At 42.7% G+C, this 21,577-nt stretch carries 16 protein-coding genes; 1 reads left to right on the plus strand and 15 read right to left on the minus strand.

Annotated features, from left to right (window positions below):
• Positions 1-28: 28 nt before the first annotated feature.
• Positions 29-2,056: an HAD family hydrolase gene (locus H6F44_RS10050; protein WP_190350823.1), complete on the plus strand. Its 2,028-nt coding sequence runs from the start codon at positions 29-31 to the stop codon at positions 2,054-2,056.
• A gap of 59 nt (positions 2,057-2,115) precedes the next feature.
• Here the strand turns inward: H6F44_RS10050 and carB are convergent, their stop codons facing one another.
• The 15 genes from carB to H6F44_RS10120 form a co-directional block, all read right to left on the minus strand.
• Positions 2,116-5,367: a carbamoyl-phosphate synthase large subunit gene (gene carB, locus H6F44_RS10055; RefSeq protein ID WP_190350838.1), complete on the minus strand. Its 3,252-nt coding sequence runs from the start codon at positions 5,365-5,367 to the stop codon at positions 2,116-2,118.
• 104 nt (positions 5,368-5,471) lie between these two features.
• A complete protein-coding gene (locus H6F44_RS10060; protein ID WP_190350824.1) occupies positions 5,472-7,058 on the minus strand; it encodes an InlB B-repeat-containing protein in 1,587 nt (528 codons plus the stop codon).
• 72 nt (positions 7,059-7,130) lie between these two features.
• Positions 7,131-7,652, minus strand: a complete 522-nt coding sequence (locus H6F44_RS10065) for a DUF29 domain-containing protein (protein ID WP_242016521.1) — start codon at positions 7,650-7,652, stop codon at positions 7,131-7,133.
• 41 nt (positions 7,653-7,693) lie between these two features.
• On the minus strand, positions 7,694-8,593 hold the full coding sequence (locus H6F44_RS10070) for an InlB B-repeat-containing protein (protein ID WP_190350825.1): 900 nt from the start codon (positions 8,591-8,593) through the stop codon (positions 7,694-7,696).
• 50 nt (positions 8,594-8,643) lie between these two features.
• On the minus strand, positions 8,644-8,817 hold the full coding sequence (locus tag H6F44_RS22970; protein WP_206754454.1) for a hypothetical protein: 174 nt from the start codon (positions 8,815-8,817) through the stop codon (positions 8,644-8,646).
• A gap of 19 nt (positions 8,818-8,836) precedes the next feature.
• Entirely contained in the window at positions 8,837-9,475 is a 639-nt protein-coding gene (locus H6F44_RS10075; RefSeq protein ID WP_190350826.1) for an InlB B-repeat-containing protein, read from the minus strand.
• A gap of 43 nt (positions 9,476-9,518) precedes the next feature.
• Complete coding sequence (locus tag H6F44_RS10080; protein WP_190350827.1) at positions 9,519-11,012, minus strand: Hsp70 family protein; 1,494 nt, start codon at positions 11,010-11,012, stop codon at positions 9,519-9,521.
• 33 nt (positions 11,013-11,045) lie between these two features.
• On the minus strand, positions 11,046-12,455 hold the full coding sequence (gene grpE / locus H6F44_RS10085) for a nucleotide exchange factor GrpE (protein ID WP_190350828.1): 1,410 nt from the start codon (positions 12,453-12,455) through the stop codon (positions 11,046-11,048).
• A 30-nt stretch (positions 12,456-12,485) separates the two neighbouring features.
• Positions 12,486-14,054 (minus strand): Hsp70 family protein, encoded by a 1,569-nt coding sequence (locus H6F44_RS10090; RefSeq protein ID WP_190350829.1) that lies wholly within the window; start codon positions 14,052-14,054, stop codon positions 12,486-12,488.
• Between the two features lie 109 nt (positions 14,055-14,163).
• Positions 14,164-16,473 (minus strand): Hsp70 family protein, encoded by a 2,310-nt coding sequence (locus H6F44_RS10095; RefSeq protein WP_190350830.1) that lies wholly within the window; start codon positions 16,471-16,473, stop codon positions 14,164-14,166.
• Positions 16,474-16,504: 31 nt separating this feature from the next.
• Complete coding sequence (locus tag H6F44_RS10100; protein ID WP_190350831.1) at positions 16,505-18,046, minus strand: Hsp70 family protein; 1,542 nt, start codon at positions 18,044-18,046, stop codon at positions 16,505-16,507.
• A 54-nt stretch (positions 18,047-18,100) separates the two neighbouring features.
• Positions 18,101-18,682 carry a S1C family serine protease gene (locus H6F44_RS10105; RefSeq protein WP_190350832.1) on the minus strand — a complete coding sequence of 194 codons (582 nt, stop codon included), beginning with the start codon at positions 18,680-18,682 and terminating at the stop codon, positions 18,101-18,103.
• On the minus strand, positions 18,679-19,605 hold the full coding sequence (locus tag H6F44_RS10110) for a vWA domain-containing protein (RefSeq protein WP_190350833.1): 927 nt from the start codon (positions 19,603-19,605) through the stop codon (positions 18,679-18,681). Before H6F44_RS10110 ends, H6F44_RS10105 begins: the two co-directional genes overlap by 4 nt.
• A gap of 7 nt (positions 19,606-19,612) precedes the next feature.
• Positions 19,613-20,500, minus strand: coding sequence for a hypothetical protein (locus H6F44_RS10115; RefSeq protein WP_190350834.1), 888 nt, complete (start codon positions 20,498-20,500; stop codon positions 19,613-19,615).
• Between the two features lie 60 nt (positions 20,501-20,560).
• The gene (locus tag H6F44_RS10120) at positions 20,561-21,442 is read right to left on the minus strand and encodes a hypothetical protein (RefSeq protein WP_190350835.1); all 882 of its coding nucleotides are present in this window, start codon (positions 21,440-21,442) and stop codon (positions 20,561-20,563) included.
• Positions 21,443-21,577 lie beyond the last annotated feature (135 nt).

Here is a 21,577-nt window from a genome sequence, read left to right on the forward strand (position 1 = left end):
CACTTAAAATCATTTTGGGGTTTCACCAATGACCTTAACAATTTATAGCTTCGATGTCTTCGATACCTTGCTAACACGCTGGATTAGTAATCCGATGCAAATATTCCGCATTTATGCAGAGAACGCGGTGCAGCAGGGGTTGTTAGATATTAGTCCTAATCCTCTTTATCAAGCAAGGGTCAATGCCGATCGCCGCGCCAGATTATTTACCAATCAAATTGAAGCGACCTTCTCGCAAATCTATCGCGAACTCGCCAATGAATTAGAGCTAAGTGATGATCTGGCGAATAAACTGCAACAACTAGAGCTAACAATTGAAACAAAATACTTAGTGCCAATTCACCAAGCCGATGAAATGCTTTTGCAAGCAAGGCGATCGCATCCCCATGTGGTCTTCATCTCGGATATGTATTTACCTTCAGAATTTATAATTGCGAGACTGAAGCAGCATAATTTTTGGCAAGAGGGCGATCGCCTATATGTATCTTCGGAAATCGGTAAATCTAAGGGCAAAGGGGATTTATTTACCCATGTGCTGCAAGACTTACGGATTAAGCCAGCGCAATTGATTCATACGGGCAATAGTCAGCGATCAGATGTGGATCGGCCGCGCTCATTGGGCATTAAAGCCGTTCATTTTAATGATGCTAATCCCAATCGCTATGAAGCAATTTTGCAGAAATATGATCGAGAAACTCAGGGTGTTAGTTCCCTTTGGGCAGGTATTTCTCGCTATGCAAGGCTCCATATCACGGCGCAGAACTCTAAACAGAGAGTATTGCGGGATATTGCCACTTCAGTGGCGGCTCCAATTTTAACGACCTATGTAATTTGGATTTTGCAACGGGCGAAGGCGCAAAAACTAGCTAGACTCTATTTTTTGGCAAGGGATGGCGAAATTTTATTACAAATCGCTAAGGAACTTGCACCACAAATTTATCCTGAAGTGGAATTGCGCTATCTCTATGTCAGCCGTCAAGCCTTACGGATGCCAGGGCTAACTGTGATTAATAAGGCTTTTTGGGAATGGATGTTTGATGATACGAATTTCTTTAGTATTGATAGTTTACTAAAACGGATGTGTCTCAATCAGCAGGATGCCCAACCTATTTTTGAGGCGATCGGCTATCCATTGGCAACTTGGCAACAGAATTTAGAAGCTTCAGAGCGTCAGGCTTTACGCCGTAAATTAGAATCGCATCAGCAATTGCAGGAACTTGTGCTGAATGTGGCTGAGCAAAAGCGCAAAATCTTACAGGCATATTTGCAACAGGAAAAACTACTAGATGGCGCAGCCTTTGGGCTAATCGATGTGGGTTGGCGCGGCAGTTTGCAGATTTCCTTAGAAAATATCTTTGCCCTCTTAGGAACAAGAATGCCTGTCGGGTTTTACTTTGCGATCGATAAGCCCACGGGCGGACTCAAGCATCTGGGGCAGGTGCAAGCCTTTTTCTTCGATCTCAATCAATCATTGGGAATGCGAAAGGAAATTGACTATCGCTATGTGTCGGCGATGGAAGTGTTTTGTGCAGGATGTGAAGGTACAACCCTTGAATATATGCTACAAGCCGATGGCTCTGTCTTGCCAAAGCTCAAACATCAACAGAATCAGCCTGCTTTAGATTGGGGATTAGAGTTCTTCCAAAAGTCAGTACTGATATTTGTGCAGACCTTGGTGAGGCGATCGCCTGATCAATCTGCCTTGATGCGATCGCCAAAGCTATTAAGGGAGTCACTGGATCAATTATTCCTAAGCTTTAACGATGATATTACGCCCGATGAAGCTGCGGCATTTAAGGATTGTCCATTTTTTGACGACCCCAATGAGCTTTATCATTTCTATTGGGCAATGCCCTTGCAATTAAAGGATGTTTACAAATATGCGATCGCCCAACGGGATGGCTTAAATGTACATCGCAATGCTTGGTATGAGGCGAGTTTGCAGGTTAGCTCGCCCTTAGTAAAAGTGGTAGTTCCCTTAGCGATCGCTCAACGCAAATTACTAAAAAGGCTTAAGAAGATTTTGATTAAGACTAATAAATCAATGATTTCGTAAGCAAGCTTTTGGAGCTGCACTTTGCCATTTTACCTATGGCAAAATGCAGACAGCAATGGTTAAGCGTAGTCCTGTAGTGGTGTAACGGAAAAGCCGCCCGTCTTTAACGAACGGATTGCCGCGATCGCTGCCTTTGCACCCGCAAGGGTAGTAATCACAGGGATTTTGTAGGCTAGAGCCGTGCGGCGGATCATCTTGCCATCGGTTTTTGCCTCTTCACCACTGGGTGAATTAACGATCAATTGGATTTGACCATTTTTCATGGAGTCACCAATATGTGGGCGACCTTCATGAACTTTGAGAACCTGCTTGGATGGCACATTATTACGTCGCAAAATTCGATGGGTTCCTTCCGTTGCCACAACCTTGAAACCCAGTTCGACAAAGGCTTCGGCGATCGCTGTAATGCCACTTTTATCGCGATCGTTGACCGACAGAAATACAGTTCCCTCAAGGGGCAGATGGGTTCCTGCGGCAAGTTGGGCTTTGGCAAAAGCACGCCCAAATTCTGTGTCGATACCCATAACTTCTCCTGTGGAGCGCATTTCAGGTCCCAAAATTGTGTCAGTTCCTGCGAACTTGGCAAAGGGAAGTACGGCTTCTTTAATGGAGATGTGTTTAGGCATCACCTCTGCCGTTAAGCCTAATTCCGCAAGGGTCGCACCAGCCATGATCCTTGACGCATAGTTAACAAGGGGAACGTTGATGGCTTTGCTGACATAGGGAACAGTCCGAGAGGCGCGAGGATTCGCTTCCAGAATAAACACCTTGCTCTCTTTAGGATGATTATTATTCAACTGCACTGCATATTGAATGTTCATCAAGCCAATCACATTTAAAGCTTTAGCAAGGCTAATTGTCCAAGTGCGAATGGTGGTGAGAACGTCAGGGGGTAGCGAGAACGTAGGAATCGAACAGGCAGAGTCCCCTGAATGAATCCCTGCTTCTTCAATATGTTCCATAATGCCGCCGATGGTGACATTGCCCTGTTGATCGGCGATCGCATCCACATCCACTTCGATCGCCCCCTCAAGGAAATGATCAATCAGTACTGGATGTTCAGGTTCAATAATGATCGCACGGCGCATATAGTCTTCGAGTTCCGCATCGGAATAGACCACTTCCATGCCACGACCGCCAAGAACGTAGCTAGGACGCACAACTACGGGATAACCAACACGCTGAGCAATTACCACTGCTTCTTCTTCAGAACGGGCTAAGCCATTGTTAGGTTGGGTAATTCCTAATTCTTGACAAATCGCTTCAAAGCGTTCCCGATCTTCGGCAATGTCAATGGAGTCTGGAGAAGTACCCCAAATCTTAGTATTAGAATTATGTTCTTCCAAATAGCGCAGCAAAGGAACGGAAAGTTTGAGCGGAGTCTGTCCACCAAATTGAATGATTACCCCTTCAGGCTGTTCGGCTTCGATGATGTTCAATACATCTTCGCGGGTCAATGGCTCAAAGTATAGGCGATCGCTCGTGTCGTAATCGGTAGATACAGTTTCAGGATTAGAGTTGACCATGATTGTCTCAAAGCCTGCGGCACGTAACGCATAGCTGGCATGACAGCAACAATAGTCAAATTCAATCCCCTGTCCAATGCGATTGGGACCACCACCGAGAATCATCACCTTGCGCTTTGTGGAAGGGAGGATTTCCGATTCTTCTTCATAGGTGGAATAGTGGTAGGGTGTAAGTGCTTCAAATTCGGCAGCGCAGGTGTCCACAGTTTTATAAGAGGGAATTACACCGAGAGATTTACGATAGGTACGCACGGCATCTTCGTTTGTAGCTGTGAGATAGGCGATTTGGCGATCGCTGAATCCCATGCGCTTAGTTTCCAGCATCTCATCCTTGAGAATACTATCCAACTTCCGACCCTTGAGTGAAAGTTCCACATCGGTAATCTCGCGCATTTTCTGCAAGAACCAAGGATCAATATTCGTCAGTTCAAAAATCGCCTGTACCGATAAACCTGACAAAAATCCATCACGAATCGAGAAAATGCGTTCGGGATTAGGAACTCGTAAACTATATTTGATTTTTTCGAGATCGGGTAAGGTTTCTTCGCGATCGCCACCAAAACCAAACCGTCCAACCTCCAGCGATCGCAGAGCTTTCTGAAATGATTCTTGGAAAGTGCGCCCGATTGCCATCGCTTCACCGACTGATTTCATCTGCGTGGTCAGCACTGGCTCTGACCCTGGGAACTTCTCAAAGGCAAAGCGCGGAATTTTGGTGACAACATAATCGATAGTCGGCTCAAAACTAGCAGGAGTTTTCTTGGTGATGTCATTAGAGATTTCATCAAGAGTATAGCCCACTGCCAGTTTTGCGGCAAATTTGGCGATCGGGAAGCCTGTGGCTTTGGAGGCAAGCGCCGAACTACGCGACACACGGGGATTCATCTCGATCACCACCACTTCGCCATTTTCAGGGTTGATCGAGAACTGGATATTCGATCCGCCAGTCTCCACGCCAATCTCCCGAATAATCTTAATCGCATAGTCCCGTAAGCGCTGATATTCCTTATCGGTCAAGGTTTGAGCAGGCGCAACGGTAATCGAGTCGCCCGTATGAATGCCCATGGGATCGATATTTTCGATGCTACAAATGATCACCACGTTATCGGCGAGATCCCGCATTACCTCTAGCTCATACTCCTTCCAACCAATCAGCGATCGCTCAATTAGAATTTGTGATACAGGACTCGCTTCTAAACCAGAGGCACAAATTTCTTCAAACTCCTCTTGGTTGTAGGCGATGCCGCCGCCAGTGCCGCCCATTGTGAAGGCGGGACGGATAATTAGGGGATAGGAACCAATTTCTTGGGCGATCGCACGGGATTCTTCCATAGTTGTCCCCAATCCCGATGGACACATAGCCACGCCAATGCGCTCCATCGCCTCTTTAAACAGCTTGCGATCCTCCGCCATCTCAATCGCTTCTAGCTTTGCCCCAATTAGCTCCACGCCATATTTTTCAAGAACTCCCATTTTCGCTAGGGATACCGCCGTATTCAGAGCCGTCTGCCCCCCCATAGTCGGCAAAATGGCATCAGGACGCTCTTTCTCGATAATCTGGGCAACCACTTCGGGCGTGATCGGCTCAATGTATGTGCGATCGGCGGTGGCGGGATCGGTCATGATCGTCGCGGGGTTGGAGTTAACTAGGATCACATAGTAGCCCTCATCCCGTAAAACCTTACAGGCTTGGGTTCCTGAGTAGTCAAATTCACAGGCTTGACCGATGACGATCGGACCAGCGCCAATCAGCAAAATCTTTTGGATGTCGTTACGGCGGGGCATATTTCTTGTTTTTCGTAGGTAACTCGCATTACATTTTATAGCGTCATGGCGATCGCGCAATGTGTAGCGCATGATGCTAATTGGTTTGTTGGCTAAAATAACGGCTACTTGGATTCACCGAATGCAGATCCTACAATAGTTTTTTTTGTTGACTGTTTAACATCAGGTTGTATCAACTTTTCTTCTTCTACTTGTGAATTAATAAATGCTGAGCCTAATTTTTTCTGCTTCTGCATAGTTTGTTCATCAGCATTGGATTTGTTTTGGGGAACTTCTGGAATCTCATTATTTACACATTGAGTATCTGTATTATCCATGTTGCCCATGTCAAGATCAGATGATGATATTCTTGCAGTCTCCTCGGATAGAATTTGACCAAAAGCGTTACCAAGCTTTTTAGGAGAGGGTTTAGGTTTTGTTAAGTCTGGCGCGATCGCAAATTCAGCCACAACTCTAATGTCAGATGTTAAGGCGATCGTAAAAGGAGTTTTGGCAACATTAATGTCACCTTTCCAGCGACTAAAGCGCCATTTGTCGGAAATGCTCCAAGCATTAATCTCTACAGATGTCCCCAGAGGGTGATCACCAGCACCGCTAACTCTTACAAATTCTTGGGCTTCAGATGGATATATCTCAATTTGGATGGAGCCGCGTAATTTTGGTATTTTCTTATATCGAGCGGTTATTTTTAAACTTTTCTCAATCACTAGATCAAGGCTGTTGTTAGATTGCACAATATCGCCGTCCCAGCCGATAAATTCCCAGTCAGGGAGAGCGATCGCTTTGACATTAACTTGTCTTCCTTCAGCATATTTACCACCGCCTTCGACCCTACCAGCTTCTGGTGGATCTAGTTCGATTTCTAGAATATGCTTGGGAATAATGCCGCCGCTAGTTTGAGGTTCTAGTTTAATCTCGGTTTCAATTACTTCGCTCAAGTTTGCATTGTCATTAATTTCTGTCGAATTGGCAAAGGCATCCGTTAGAGCTTTTTTCAGTTCTTCAAAGAGGTTACGCATACGTTTAAATCGTTGATTGCGATCGGGGTTGGTTGCTTGGAGATACCATGCTGAGGTACAAATATTCGGGAACCAGTAAGCGATGGTTTTGGCAAAAGCGTAAGTATCAATTGTGTCTTTGGATTTTTGGGCTGAGTTAGCGTCGGTTATTTCGGGGGGCAGAAAATCGCCACAATCTTTGATGGCGTTTTCATTGCCTTGCATCAGAAATGGCGCGTAGCCAAAGCCGCTTAAATAAACTTTGTTGTCTTTGAGAATAAAACTTTTGGGATTGATTTGTCCATGAATTAATTTTTTATTGTTGACAATGTGCAGTAGTTCGGAAGCTTCAGATAAGTACTTTAAAGTCAAATCAAGGTCAATATCTTTAGACAAGTCTAAAGTAATGCCAAAAGATTCTGGATAAATGATTAAGGGTAAATCATTGTTTGAAATAACTTGTTCTGGGGGGATAATTCCTTCGCGGCGAATATTTTTAAGCGCGTCAAAGTAATCAAATACTTCTTTGATTTGTCCTTTTTGGCATTCATTTAAAAGAACTTGAATGGTATGAGCTTTTTGTGTTTTTAAATTCACTGCTCCGATCCATTGATATAGATGAGTTTCTTTCAGAGCTTTGATTAGCTCATATTTTCCTGCGATCGTTTGTCCGATTTTGATTTGGTTTTGCATAGTAAATATATCCCTGATAAAGATTGATACCAGTATAAACAACGCCGATTAGGGGCGGCTCTTGGTGGTGTGTTACTGCTCCCAAAAATCAACATTAATCATCGTGTCGATATCACGCCCGAACTGCCATGTATCAGGAAACTTAACAAGCTTATATCCCTTTTCCTTACGGATTTCTTCAAGAGCATCAACAAAAGCTTCATCAAATACTTCAGTGAAATAATTTTTGAGGCTAGGAGAGAATTTAAGCGCCCGTTTCAGTCGTTTTCTTTGTTCACGAATTGTATTCTCCCAGCCATTAAACTCTTGAGGCATATCTACAAACATCCGCTTGAGTAAATGCTCTAAGAGAGTAGCCAAACGGTTATATATTTCGCTCCTTTCAGATGTTCCCAAACTCTCAATTTCCTCGATTAGATTCTCTAAATCCACATGGTCAAAATCTTTCATCTTTAACTTTTCTGTCGTTTCTTGTACCCATTGGTAAAAGTCACGATCATACAAGGTTGTTTTTGATGCAATCGTTATCGTCATGTATTTTTGCTCCTTTGTTATTGGTGCGATCGTTTGTCCGATTTTGATTTGGTTTTTCATAGTAAATAGAGTAAATAGATTTTAAGTGATTTTATAGTTGATTAGTTTCTCACATATACTTCCAATTTATACTTGGTCGGTTGATTGTATACTTTGAAAGTATATGTTCCAGCCGAAGAAGTTGTAAAATCGACAGCATCGGGTCTTGAGGTAGCTCTGCCAGAACTTGCTATTAGGCTATTGTTAGGATTCAAGATATGAAGATCACCATCAGCAGTCATTCCAGACAAGTATGCCTGAACATTTTTCCCAGCTCCAATATGCACTGTGTAACTCTTACTTGTTTGTGTAGTTGTTAACTCATCACTCCATAATTCATATTGGACGTTGGAGGATGCTAAGCTATTTCGTATCTTATTGGTATTTTCACGATCAGATGTTATATCGTCTAGCTTGTTATTGACACTAATTTGGGCGGATGTAAGCGCTCTCAGTTTTTCTTTTGTACTAGATTGTTCTTTTGTTAAAGATTCAATTTTTTGATTTAGACCAGACATTGATCCATCAAGTTTTTCCTTCATCTTGTTTTGTTCTTTAGTCAGCAATTCGATTTTTTGATCGAGACTTTTGCTCTCAGAAACAATAGTAGAACCTGTTTTTTGTTCGGTTTTATTTATTCTGTCAATTATTATGTAAAGACATACAGTAGTGAAAATAGATAATAATAAAATGACTCCACTAAGAATTGTAAGCCGATCTATAGGTTTGGCGACTTTTTTGAAATGAGCAGTGATGGTAAGATTTCTATCCAAAACTATAGAAAAAGTTGGCTTAGGATCAGATCTATCACCGCTCCATTTTACAAATTCCCAGTCCTCAAAAGCAGTTGCATTAACGTGAACTTCTTTCCCTTCAGCATATTTTCCTGCACCGTCAACTTTCCCAGATGTGGGGGGATCGATGATGATTTTGAGTTCATATTTTGGTGTAATTCCAGTCATAAGTTTATTACTAGTTACTAGTGTTCGATTATGTAATTGTGAATATAAAGCTAGGCATAGCCAAAAGAATCGTCCCAGAGATCGCCATTTATTTCGACAGTGAAAGTGACATTTTGGTATGTATCGACTTTGGATATCACCATAATATCCAATGATTCAGCTTTTAGCTGGTGGTAAGTCTGTAATTTTGATTGTACCAATTGTTGTCCAGACTTAATGTACATTTTGTAAAGCTTTGATTTATCATCGGAGAAACTCGGTAGATCTTCCTTCACATGGTTTGTCTTTGATACTTTTCTCAAGAGTTTTAATTTTTTCATTGCTAACTCTAATTTCTTCATTTAGTTTCTTCTTTTCTCCTTCTAGTACTTTTTTATCATCTTCCAATGTATTTTTTGTCTCATTTAGTTTTTTGTTTTCTCCCTCTATTACTTTTTTACCATCTTCTAATATGTTTTTTGCCTCATTTAGTTTCTTGTTTTCCTCATTTAGTATCTGATTTTGTTTCTTCAGTTCATTTTTATCTCTTTCAAGTGAATTGATATTTTGAATAAGATTACTTTTTTCCGTACTGTAAATATAGACAACAATAGCAGAAAGAAAAAAGAAAGAAATTAAAGATATGGTAACAAGTGCGGTGGATGGTTTAAAAATTTTCTCGAAAGTAGCAGTAGCGGTCATATCTTTTTCTATCACAAAAGAAAAGCTCTTTTTAGAATGAGACCAGTCTCCAACCCAGCCGATAAATTTCCAGCCACCAAAAGCAGTTACCTCAACTTGAACATCTTTGCCTTCAGCATATTTTCCTGCGCCATCAACTTTCCCAGCCATAGGTGGATCGATGATGATTTTTAGTTCATATTTTGGGGTGATTCCAGCCATAGGTTTGACATGAGTGTTTGATCAAGTAATTGTGAAAATAAATCTAGGCATAGCCAAAAGAATCACCCCAGCGATCGCCATCAACCTCGACAGTAACAGATAGATTCTGCTCTCTATCGACTTTAAATGTTACCCATATTTCTAACTCTTCTGCTTTACGTTCAGGCAAATCAGATACTTTTAGAGTACCAATCTTGGTATTATCTATGACAAAAGGCGATGATCCTTGGTAAACATTTATATCAAGAGATGTCAAATTATCTGTATCGTTTGTAAACAACTGACGCTGTTCCCAAGGAGTGGGCTGGTTAGCCGAGATTAGTTCAATGAAGCGACCTCCCGCAGCCTCAATGCCAAGAGCGTGACAAGTGCGAGTTCTTACCTCGATCTCGTGACCAAAGATTTCAGGATCGTCCAAATAAGCGGCATACATGGCGGCTCCTTCTGCCACACAAAGCGAAGGATTGATATTGCCATATACTTTTTCCTTACCGATTCGCTCGCAAACTAGAGCTTGCATACAGGGAATGCGACTAGAGCCACCCACAAGAATAACACGGTGAATGTCAGGAGGACTTAAATTTGAAATTGCCCAAAGCTTCTCCACGATCGCACCTATTTTCTGGGTATAAATCTGAATCGACTCTTCAAATTCTTGGCGACTAACCTTGATGTCAATATGCTGTCCTGGTAATACATCAGGAACTGTGACAAACGTATCATTAGCTTGAGACAAGGTAATTTTTGCCTCGATCGCCTGTTCTAAGATTTTGCGACGGGCTTTCCTTTCATCAAGTTTCGTTAAGCCAGTCAAGCTAATATCGCTCTTCTCTAAAATCAGGTTATACAAGCATTCATCAAAGTCCATTCCCCCTAAGCGATCGTCTCCTCCTGTGGCAAGTACTTCAAATAGTAATTTTTTGGGTGCTTGATGTAAACAAAACAGAGTTAGGTCGAAAGTACCGCCCCCAAGATCGAAAACTAGAATATTTTGTTTGATTTCTTGATCGGGACGCTCTTGGACAAGTTGCCACGCATAAGCAAGAGAGGCAGCGATCGGCTCTGGAATTAGACTAATACAATTGATGTCAGCGATTTCGGCGGCTTTGCGGGTATGTTCACATTGATGAGCTTTGAAATAGTATGGATGGGCTACAACTGTCGCACGACTTTTAAACTTACCACCGCCAAATTGTTGGACAACATCTTGATATAACTCTTTTAAAATCATCGCCGATAGGTCAATCGGTGAAAAGTCTTTGCCGCCAATTGAGATGATTTCAGAGGCATCATCCATTTTTCTCTTGACACCGATAGCCACGTTTTCAGGATCGACAAGCCCCTTGTTATAGGCAAGCTTACCAACTAAAATTTCTGAAGTTCTCGGATCGCAATATACCACTGACTGGAGGGTATCTCCAGACTTGCTGTGTTGGTAATGACGTGGTTCGCGTTTTTTGTCATGCCAACGGGCGATCGCGCTAAAAGTTGTACCTAGATCAATACCAACAACTGGATTTAGCTCATTGTCTGCCATATTTTCAAGTCTCCTCTCTGGATTGTTTGATAACTATTTATTCTTAACGGCGACAACAAGAGCAGTACGCAATAGCACTGTTTCCTTCTCTGGCTGTTTTTCTAGTTGATACTGATATTCGTACCCCTTTCTGACAAGTGCCTTCACTGATTCATTGGGTAGTTGGGGATCTGTTTCTGTGGTGAAAGGTTCATGGCGCAAAAAGTCTACGGGTTGACCTTTTTCCACATTCATTGGTTTAACGCCTAGTTTTTTCAGAGCAGACAACAAAATCTCTCTCAAATCTGCATAGGTTCTTAGCCATTCGGAAAGCTTTGGAGCTTGATTAGGATGGCTACTGCTTACGTCAGAAACCAAATTTTTGGCATGGAGTTCGCCATCATCAATGCCATCAAGGGCAGGCAGAATCTTTTTGTCGATAAAGTTTACCCATTGTTTTTGTAACTTCTCCGCCAAATTTCGCCATTCCCGAACTGGTTGATACCTTGCGTCACCAATTTCTCTGATTCTTCGGTCAAGCATCTGTTTTGCCTGTTTAGCATCAGTTTGAGATCGCACCAAATTCAATAGCTCCAATTGTTGCACTTGGATTAACTCCGATGATGGTAATTGGCAAGTCGTCAGTGAATTCAGTGATTCGGTCAAACGTTCTAGCATTCGTTTAACTGTTTCAAGTCCACTGTAGCGACTTTTCAAATCATCTTGATAGGATCGAGAAAGAGATGATTCAAATTCTTTCATCATAGTTCCGCATTGAGTAATGCGATCGCAACAGCAAGAAATCGCCAGCGACATCTCTGATGACAAATCCTGATTTTTAGAATGCCAATAGTTTACTTTTTCTTGATACTGTTCAAAGTCATTCAGATCTTCCTTAAAACTCTCAGCGTCTTGTTCTAGAGCGCTAATCACTAAATCCTCGAACTGAAACCTTGTGATCTCTTCCAGTTTACTCAAACGCCCCTTGACTAGATTTAACTCAGAAGTCAGATCCTCAATCTGAGACCTCGTGATCCCTTCAAGTTTATTCAAACTCTCATTTGTTTGATTCAAATCATCATTTTGCTTGTTGTACCTGTCTAGAAGTTGCTTATACGATTTGAAAAGCTTATTGATGTTATCGCGATCCTCATTGATAGCTCTAACCAAATCATCTGTAGACAAGCTGTAAGTGGACTTGGGCTGTATATCAGCGTTATTACTGGATTCACCAGCACTTACTTGACTGTTGGCAGAAGTTGCTAACTCGACATCATTGGATGAAGATCTCGTTACTTCTTCAGGCGTGATATCTTGCCCTGTTTCAGGAGATTCTGGAGAACTAACATCCACCGCAGCATTTTCGGTTTGTACTGCATCTGGTGTAAGAGACTCTTCTTTTTTTGCCTCATCGTTAAGCTCTTGCTGCAAGTCAATATTGGGCGTTGTTACTTCTGTACTCATGGTTGTATGTTCTCCTATGATTAGTTTAAGTTAAGACCGCTTGATTTCCAAAGCACCGCCAACACCTGAAGTTGATTCAGCCTTTACCTTGAGTAAATTTTGCTGATTCAGTTCAAAGGTGATCGTGACAATTTCTTGTCCTTTGGGCTTGGGTGGAATCTTAGTAATTAGGAATTCACCAATACAAGTTACGCCTTCTTCGTAGACAAATTCTTTCTCATCGCTAGACTGAAAAACACTAATCCGCATTTCAGTTTGATTATCACGCTGAGTCGAATAATCCTTACTGATACAAAGAGGCTCGTCCGTAGGAATTTCTAAACCTTTGGTGATTACCTTGTTGAAACGGCGATCACGTGTTTCGATGCCCAGATTTAGGGTGACAATGTTGTCGATTACCAATGAGCTATCAAGCTGGGGCTTAACATCAGGATCATCTGGCACACTCAAAGTTGCGGCAAAGCTGGCGGCTCCTGCTGCCACAACCGTATCGGGATCGATATCACCATAGGGTTCTTTGCCAAAAATTTCCGTCAACATTTCTCTAACTAATGGCACTCTTGTAGAGCCACCCACCAAAATAATCCGTGAAATGTCATCAATGGTTAAAGCTGCACTTGCCATCGCTTTTTCCACTGCCTCCTTAGACTGGAACAACAAAGGATAAATTGCCACATTAAATTCACTGCGCTCAATCTCAATCTCCAGATTATGTACAGTTCCAGACTCATCCTTAATTAGGCTAGGGATCTCCATTACGGCTTTGAGGGATTCGGTCAACTCACATTTAGCATTTTCAGCTTTTTCTTTAAGCTTTTGTTGAGCATCCCGCAACACTTTTTTAGAGATTCCCTGATCCTTTTTGAGATCGAGCAGATCAATTCCTGATGTCTCTTGAAATCTTGTTGCGGCAATTTTCATGATTTCATAGTCAAAGTCATCGCCGCCTAATTTTTGGACACCCTCTTTTGCCAAAATCTTAAACTTAGCCAGTCCATCACCCGTGGAATCCACCCGCAAAATCGATACGTCAAATGTGCCTCCACCCAGATCGTAAATCAGGATGGTTTGATCGCGGTCTTTTTCGAGGGCATAGGCGATCGCTGCTGCTACGGGTTCTTCGATCAGACTGACAACTTCTAAATGGGCAAGTTTAGCTGCGTCAATGGTGGCGGTTTTTTGGTTGTCGTCAAAATTGGCAGGAATACAAATCACAGCATAGCGAGGCGTACCTTGCAAGATATCCATACTGGTTTGCTGTGCGCCATTGACCAGTTTGGAGAGAATCTCTGCCGAAATCTCAGTCGCTGTATATTCTTTTCCTGGGCGGTTAGGAAATTCTTTTCTCCATTCGCTACCAATCTCACGCTTGATGGAAGAAACTGTGTTGTCTGGATCGAGAAGCAGTCGCGATCGCGCTTGTTTACCCACTAATGTGGTGTCGTTGTCCACAATACTTACCACAGAGGGCAAAGTGTTACGACCATCATCAACCTTGAGGATTTCGGCTTTTCCTTTTTGGTAAACGGCGATCGCCGAGTTAGAAGTACCTAAATCGATGCCGACAATGTATGTGCTGTTCTTTTCAACTAAAGCCATGAGAATTTCCTCGTTTTTAAGATTAGTGTTTGAGATTCGGGTTAATTAGTTAAAGCTAAATTGGTGATTTCGACAGCGATGCTGTCTAGCAAACTGCCAAAATTGTGTTTTACCTCCAAAATCTCTCGTAATTTACTAGCCAACCTGCGGCATTCTTGATATACCTGCCAGTTCCAGCCGTATCCCATTTGTAAAAGAGTCTTGTAAAACCACCATCAATAATTGCGCGTTTTCCATCTTGATCGTAAATAGAGGTCACAATATTATTGGCAGATCCATAAACTAAGGGCTGCAATTGATGATTTGATTGGACAGTTGCAACTGTTACTCCTTCATAGAGATATTCAAGCCCTGTAGTAATTAAGTGACTTATAAATCCTGCACCAGAGCTATCAGGTTTGTTTTGAGGCTTTAACACTTGATCTCCTGCCGCATTCCCGTGCATTCCACATCCAAAAATTCCATTCGACACGTAATTTGCATCAGCATAATAGGGATCATTGTCTCCCCAAATATAAAGTCCTCTACCACTATCAAAAAAGTTGCGAATTTCCTGAAGATGCTGGGCATTCAATAACTGAGTTGTATTAGAAATTACCCATAGTTGACAAGATTCATCAAGAACTCGCGCAAAGTCATTAATTGTTGGAACACTTGTCCAACGATGAATTTTAAAACCTTTTTCTTTTAGTGCCGATTCAGGCAATTTAAAATCGAAGTTCTCACCTGTATATAGATGTAATACGGCAATGAGACAATCATCAAAAGCGTTGTTTGCCACTAAGTCATATTGTGATCCCAAAGCATTACCGTACTGATCGGTAATCGCCCCAGGAATACGTTGTTGACCAGCATGAACAGTATATGGAGACTGCACATTATCTTGTGAATCGATGTTGCCAGTAAGCCAAGACATATCATTTGGGCTGTCAGGTATTGCCTCAATAGTGAGTGGTAAAGTTTTACCTGTAGATTTCTCTGTAGCACTAACCGTAATGATGCCACTACGATCATAGCCATATTCAATCTCAATTCTCGCTGGGATTCCTAGTACATGAGTAATATTGGAAAATATGTATTTCCCTAAAATCAGACATTGGGCGGGATCTTCACTCTCTCCCTGCAACATATAGACATCAAGTTGATTGTTCTGATTTTTCCGCGTTCGCAGTTGATAAGGCTTTGATTTTACACAAGGAACTGGACTATTTTTCGGAATGATGATGCTGTTTATCAACCGAGAACGATCATCTCCTCTATATGCACAAACACCTAAGCTAAAGGGAGTGATGTTGTGAAACTCAATTGGCACTATATCTTCTTCAGGAGAAGATAATCCACCAGCCACGATCGCTGCACCCTGCGCCACAACTTCATCAACCCGATCCGAAATAAACGGATCTTTGATGGTTTCAGCAATGCGCGATCGCACTAACTTATTGCGCGTAGAACCACCCACTAAAATCACGCGATCGATGTCATCAGGGTTTAACTTGGAGGCTTTGAGAACAGCACGGGTTTTTGTAATGGTGCGATCGACTAATGGCGCGATCAAACGATTGTAGGTATCAATCGTAATTCCTTCATCTAAGGCAACGCCCAAAATTTCAGGGATTGTGATTTGAGTACGATTGCTTTGGGATAGCTCAATCTTGGCTTTTTCGGCAGCCTCTTTGAGTCGCTGCTTGGCAACTAAAATTTCGTGTGGTGTCCCTAACCCTTTAGTTTTACTTTTATCAAGAAAGCTCTCAAGATCAAACTGCGATCGCCTTTTGAGAATGCTAATCAGATACTCAACCAACACCAAATCAAAATCATCACCACCGAGGTTAAAGTCACCATCAACAGCGATCGCCTGAAAACGATTGCCCTTAACCGATAAAACCGATACATCAAAAGTACCGCCGCCCAAGTCATACACTAAAAGCGTTTGATCCTTGCCACGATCCAATCCATAACTAATCGCCGCCGCCGTTGGTTCGGGTAGTAATTGCAGAACCTTAAAACCTGCCGCTTCACCTGCCAGTTTGGTATCCCGTTTCTGATTGTTATTAAAATAAGCAGGAACCGTAATCACTGCCTCAGACACTGATTCTCCCAGATATTTCTCGGCAGCCGTTTTCAGTTGTTTCAATACGGTGGCAGCAGCATCCATAGGCGTATAGATTTTATTACCAATTTGCCACTGGGTTTTGCCATCACCGATATAACGTTTTGCCGAAGTGATGGACTGTTCTGGTTCCAACTCGGCTCTCTTTTTGGCTGACTGCCCCACGAGCAATGCGCCATCAGGTCGCACCGAAAGAGCCGAAGGCATCGTGGCACGTCCATCTATAGGAATTGTTTCAACAGTACCCCGCCGCCAGACACAAGCGACAGAGTTAGTTGTCCCAAGATCGATCCCAATTGAATAACCCATATTTGTACCTTTTAGTTTCTATCCCAATCAACTATTTTTTAGTCACACCACTATCAATCGTTGTTGAGCGCTCCTTAGCTTCACCACTGGCAATCAACGCCTTGGTTGCCCCTATATCTAAACTACCATCATGATCGCCAGCATAGCTGAGAATAGGAGCAACGGAACTAGTAAGCGGAAACTGCACTGCCGTAAAGTGGATGATTCCGTCAGCATCAAGGGCAAAAACTGCTCCAACAGGCACATAATCGTTTTGCGGTGGTGAAACAGGCAGCATTAGTTCACCTAAGTTAGTATTGCGATCAGGATTCTTATTCTCACCACGCTGCACCCGCAATCTTACTTGTTCTTGATGAGGCACACCCGTAAATCCTAAAACTCCTAATTCACAGGGATAAGTAGTTTGACGAGGAATTACAGGCTGGAAAATTTCCGTTGAATCATCTTGCATGATGATTCCAAGAGAATGACTGGTTTTCTCAGATACATCAATGTCCACAGAATCAGGAGCATAAAGACTTGAAGCCATGATTGCTGCTCCATGCGCGACAACTTCATCAACCCGTTCTGATGTAAATGGCTCTTTGATTTCACGGGTCACAATTTCGCGCACAGCCCGATTTTTCGTTGAGCCACCAACGAGAATCACCCGATCGATATCATCCGCAGAAAGTTTGGCATCGCGTAGCACCGATTTCATACATTCCACTGTACTCAACAGCATCGGCTCAATCAACTTGTTGTATTGCGCCAACGTAATTTCCAATTCAATCGGATGTCCCAAACAATCAGGAATCGCAATCACAGCCCGATCGCTTTGAGATAGTTCGATCTTGGCAGTTTCCGCAGCTTCTTTGAGACGTTGCCTAGCTGACATAGCCGCCTTACCTTTTTCGGATAGTAAATCTATCCCTGTCTTCGCTTTAAAATCCTTGCTAGTCCACTCAGCGATCGCATTGTCAAAATCATCACCACCCAGATTACCATTACCACCAACGGCTTTCACCGTAAACTTGTTACCTGTAACTGACAAAATTGATACATCAAACGTACCGCCACCCAAGTCATAAACCATCAACGTTTGATCTTTCTCTTTGTCCAGTCCATAGGCGATCGCCGCCGCCGTTGGTTCAGGCAAAAGACGTAACACATTTAAACCCGCCTCTTCACCTGCCCGTTTGGTATCTTCCTTCTGATCTTCGGTGAAATACGCAGGTACTGTGATCACAGCATCCCAAATCTCAGCGTTGCCAAGTTCTTTTCTGGCACTCTCAACCAAACGCTTGAGGATCAGACTGGCAATATTGACAGGTGAGAGAGAATTGCCAGCTAGTTTATAGCTTTTACTGCGATCGCCCATAAATCGCTTGGTCGAAGCAACGGTATTTTCAGGATCGAGCAGCAATCGTGACTTAGCAGGTTGCCCCACCAAAATGTTTGTATCATCGCGAAAAGAAACCACTGAAGGCATGGTGGAACGTCCATCAATGCGTAAAGTCTCAGCACTGCCACGGCGATAAATAGCGATAACTGAGTTTGTCGTACCTAGATCGATGCCAACTGCGTATGTCATGTTTTTAATCACTCACTAAATAAATTAACTAGATTTTGAAAATTGAGTCTCAAACTAAAGTGCTTTAAACCGTTGCGACCTGTTTATAGGAATACGCATTTGGGCGGCAAAGGCAAATATATGTTGCAAAGCAATTCCAAAGCCCAACCCTTGCCCACCTTCTAAGATCTGATTAGCAACGCCGATCACTTCTCCCTGTTCATTTACCAGTGGTCCGCCACTGTTCCCAGGATTTAGGGAAACATCGGTTTGCAATAGGCTTACACCACTGCGAACTCGTTGGCGATTGCTGATAATGCCACGAGACAAGGTAAAATCTAGCCCTAGGGGATGACCTAACGCATATACAGTTTGACCTTCGCAGATCGTAGCAGGATCAGCAAAAGTTAAAGGCGGCTCAGCTAGAGCCTCAGCGTAAAGTATTGCCAAGTCACAGGTTTCATCTTTGCCAAGAATCTCCACAGATCGGCGATCGCCATGTTCAGAAATTACTTGAAAGCGATCGCCCACCAGTACATGAGCGCAGGTGAGGATATGCCCCTGATTGCTAACGACAAAACCAGTCCCATTGCCAGCATTCGATTGAACTTTGAGAATTGAAACTTTAATACTCTGAATAATATTTTCTAAGCTCATGATCCTGTTTCTCCATCACTAGATGCACTGGCCAGTAAAGACTGACGGATTCTTTGTCCTGCTACTTCCAATTCAAAAAACGATGAACTGTCACGCATCAAGAAACTAACCCGCCCTGGCAAGCCATCCGTAAATTGCTTAATCACAGTATTCTGATCGTCATAAATAGCAGCAGTAGGAGCCACCATCACCGATTCATCCACTAATTCCGCAAAAATATCGGTTGTCTCGCGCATATCTTTGGCAACATGGTAATCCCATAGATCAAATCCTGTCACCGCATCAAGATTGTCCAGATCTTGCAATTGACGAGCGTTCACTTTTTCACCGATTCCAATCAATACACATTTAATTGGATTACGCTTACCTGATGTAATTTGCTTAGCTAGGTCAATGCAATATTCCTTTACAGCCCAAAAGTCATCGATTTTACCATCGGTGACAAATAAATAGATGCCATTAGTTGCATCAGGAAATCCTTCCACAAAATAACGCAAAGCTGGTAAAAGATTGGTCATAGAGCCGAAATCAGCTTCTACTGGTCCTTCGATTTTCAGCGTATCACATTGTGAAACTTGGATATTTCCCAATACCTCAAGCTCTTTACTACCACTGCAAGCCCAGTAAATTGTCGTCGTTTGACCATCAGCATCTAGGCGATCAGCAAGGTAGTAGAGAAACTTTCGCGCTTCCATCTCTACTAAGTTTTCTGTTGGTTTTGATGATTTGCCATAGGCGGCTCGCATCGAACTACTCGCATCAAGAGCCACACCAGTTTTCCAACCTTCACTAATCCGAGGCATCAAAATCGTGAAGGTTACTTCGACATCAGAACCAATATTTTGATAAAAAACCTTACCAAAAACGGGGTCAATGTCAGAACTAGATAATGTGACTCTTTCAGTAGAATTTAAAACATTCATCTTGTACCTAGCTAAGTGGTTGAGTAATGGAGAGTCCTGCAATTTCCAATCTTACCGAAGCAGAACCCTCAGGTACAAGAAAACTCATACATTGAGGAATTTCATCTAAATAAGAAGCAACTTCATTGCCCTTATCATCAAAAATACGGGCGTTGCCTGGTAACTTGATCCCAAAGTCAACCTCATCCCAGATCTCTTGTAATTCCGACATCGTGGCAGCAAACTTCCCATCCCATAGATCAATCTTGTTCTCAAAAGCAGTACCATCAAACATATTGTCAATCTTATCGATTTGGTCTTCGCTCACCTCTTCGCCAACACCAACCAAGACAAATTTACATTTACCGCGTTTGCCATCAAGGATTTCAGGGGCGATCGACATCGAGCGAGCAATCACAGCATCAAGATCACCAATCACGCCATCAGTGACCAACAGCAACACAATCCAAGGCGCATCCGCAAACTCCGTTAAAAAATAATCCAAAGCGGGGAGTAATAAAGTGCCAGTTCCCCAGCGACCATTACTAGGACCTTCCACAGGCATTGTTTTAACCGCAGTTGAGTCCAACCTTCCTAAAGACTCAATCTCTTTGCCGCCAGCACCAACAGCCCAATAAATTGGCAAAATTGTACCATCACCACTGTAATCACAAGCATAGTTACAGAGTCCACGCACAATCGGCTCCATCACATTGTCACCAGCACGGCGGAATAACTTTGGTGTTTGAGCCGCAAACATAGACTGCATAGAAGAAGAGCCATCAATGGCAATGCCAATTTGCATTCCCTCAACCTTGTTTTGCAAACGAATATAAATCTCTACTCGTTGCTTACCATCCTTACTTGGATATACAGTTACATCACCAAAAAGTGGACTTGCTTTCTCGATCGCCATATTTTTGTTCTTGGTTAATTTTTTACAAAAAAACTCAATCTGTTGATTGAGATAAATCAGCTATTGCAAAACTTGTTCGATCGTCTGTCCGATAATTTCAATCTTCACCGACTTAGTTCCTTCCACAACCGAGAACTCCATGCGCTGAGGAAACCCATCAGGATGCGACAATACTTCACGCCCTTGATCGTCACTGATTTTCACAGCCCCTGGGATTTGCACCCCAAAATCCACTTCATCCCAAATCTCAGATAGGTCAGCCATTTCCGATGCTAACTTGCCATCCCAAAGATCAATCCGACCTTCTAGCGGTGTCCCGTCAAACATATTGTCTAGCTTCTCAATCTGCTCCTCACTAACTTCTTCACCACATCCCACCAGAATAAATTTACACTTACCGCGTTTACCATCTAATACTTCTTGTCCCACTTCTAGCGATCGCGCCACAACTGCATCTAAATCGCTGATCACACCATCAGTTACAAAAAGTAATACTAGCCAAGAAGCCCCAGCACATTCAGTCAAAAGGTGATTAAGTGGGGGCAACAACGCAGTCCCAGTTCCCCATTTGCGCGGTCCCTCAAAAGATCTAGCCTGAATTGCTTCTGAGTCTAGTTTTCCCAACGATTCAATCTCTTTACCTCCGATTCCAGTTGCCCAGTAAATCGGTGAAACCGAGCCATCGCCACTATATTCACAGGCATAACTACATAAGCGCTGTACGACTGTCTGCATGACATTATCTTCAGGACGACGTGCAAATTTAGGTATAGTATCGCCAAACATTTTTCGCATTGATGCCGAGCCATCAATCCCGATCCCAATTTGCATCCCCTCAACTTTTTCCTGAAGCCGAATATACATTTCGACTCGCTGCTTACCATCTTTCGCTGGATAAACGGTAATATCACCGAAAATATCGCTGGCTTTTTGTACAGGCATTTAGCGTTCCTCGATTCAACTTAGTTGTGGTTACGGGAGCATCCCAAGTTTGCGGTAAGTAAATATACTTATGTACAAGCAAGGAAGAAATAGGAAGAATAAAGAGGAATAAAAATAGTAACAAGAAAATGCAGT

Source organism: Pseudanabaena cinerea FACHB-1277 (assembly GCF_014696345.1).
Lineage (GTDB): Bacteria > Cyanobacteriota > Cyanobacteriia > Pseudanabaenales > Pseudanabaenaceae > Pseudanabaena > Pseudanabaena cinerea.

Excerpts from the sequence above, each read along its gene's own strand:
- H6F44_RS10080 (WP_190350827.1), bottom strand. The coding sequence starts at position 11,012 with ATGGCAGACAATGAGCTAAATCCAGTTGTTGGTATTGATCTAGGTACA.
- H6F44_RS10120 (WP_190350835.1), bottom strand. The coding sequence starts at position 21,442 with ATGCCTGTACAAAAAGCCAGCGATATTTTCGGTGATATTACCGTTTAT.
- H6F44_RS22970 (WP_206754454.1), bottom strand. The coding sequence starts at position 8,817 with ATGTACATTAAGTCTGGACAACAATTGGTACAATCAAAATTACAGACT.
- H6F44_RS10105 (WP_190350832.1), bottom strand. The coding sequence starts at position 18,682 with ATGAGCTTAGAAAATATTATTCAGAGTATTAAAGTTTCAATTCTCAAA.
- H6F44_RS10095 (WP_190350830.1), bottom strand. The coding sequence starts at position 16,473 with ATGGGTTATTCAATTGGGATCGATCTTGGGACAACTAACTCTGTCGCT.
- H6F44_RS10075 (WP_190350826.1), bottom strand. The coding sequence starts at position 9,475 with ATGGCTGGAATCACCCCAAAATATGAACTAAAAATCATCATCGATCCA.
- grpE (WP_190350828.1), bottom strand. The coding sequence starts at position 12,455 with ATGAGTACAGAAGTAACAACGCCCAATATTGACTTGCAGCAAGAGCTT.
- H6F44_RS10115 (WP_190350834.1), bottom strand. The coding sequence starts at position 20,500 with ATGGCGATCGAGAAAGCAAGTCCACTTTTTGGTGATGTAACTGTATAT.
- H6F44_RS10110 (WP_190350833.1), bottom strand. The coding sequence starts at position 19,605 with ATGAATGTTTTAAATTCTACTGAAAGAGTCACATTATCTAGTTCTGAC.
- H6F44_RS10100 (WP_190350831.1), bottom strand. The coding sequence starts at position 18,046 with ATGACATACGCAGTTGGCATCGATCTAGGTACGACAAACTCAGTTATC.
- H6F44_RS10060 (WP_190350824.1), bottom strand. The coding sequence starts at position 7,058 with ATGCAAAACCAAATCAAAATCGGACAAACGATCGCAGGAAAATATGAG.
- H6F44_RS10065 (WP_242016521.1), bottom strand. The coding sequence starts at position 7,652 with ATGAAAAACCAAATCAAAATCGGACAAACGATCGCACCAATAACAAAG.
- H6F44_RS10070 (WP_190350825.1), bottom strand. The coding sequence starts at position 8,593 with ATGACTGGAATTACACCAAAATATGAACTCAAAATCATCATCGATCCC.
- carB (WP_190350838.1), bottom strand. The coding sequence starts at position 5,367 with ATGCCCCGCCGTAACGACATCCAAAAGATTTTGCTGATTGGCGCTGGT.
- H6F44_RS10050 (WP_190350823.1), top strand. The coding sequence starts at position 29 with ATGACCTTAACAATTTATAGCTTCGATGTCTTCGATACCTTGCTAACA.
- H6F44_RS10090 (WP_190350829.1), bottom strand. The coding sequence starts at position 14,054 with ATGGCTTTAGTTGAAAAGAACAGCACATACATTGTCGGCATCGATTTA.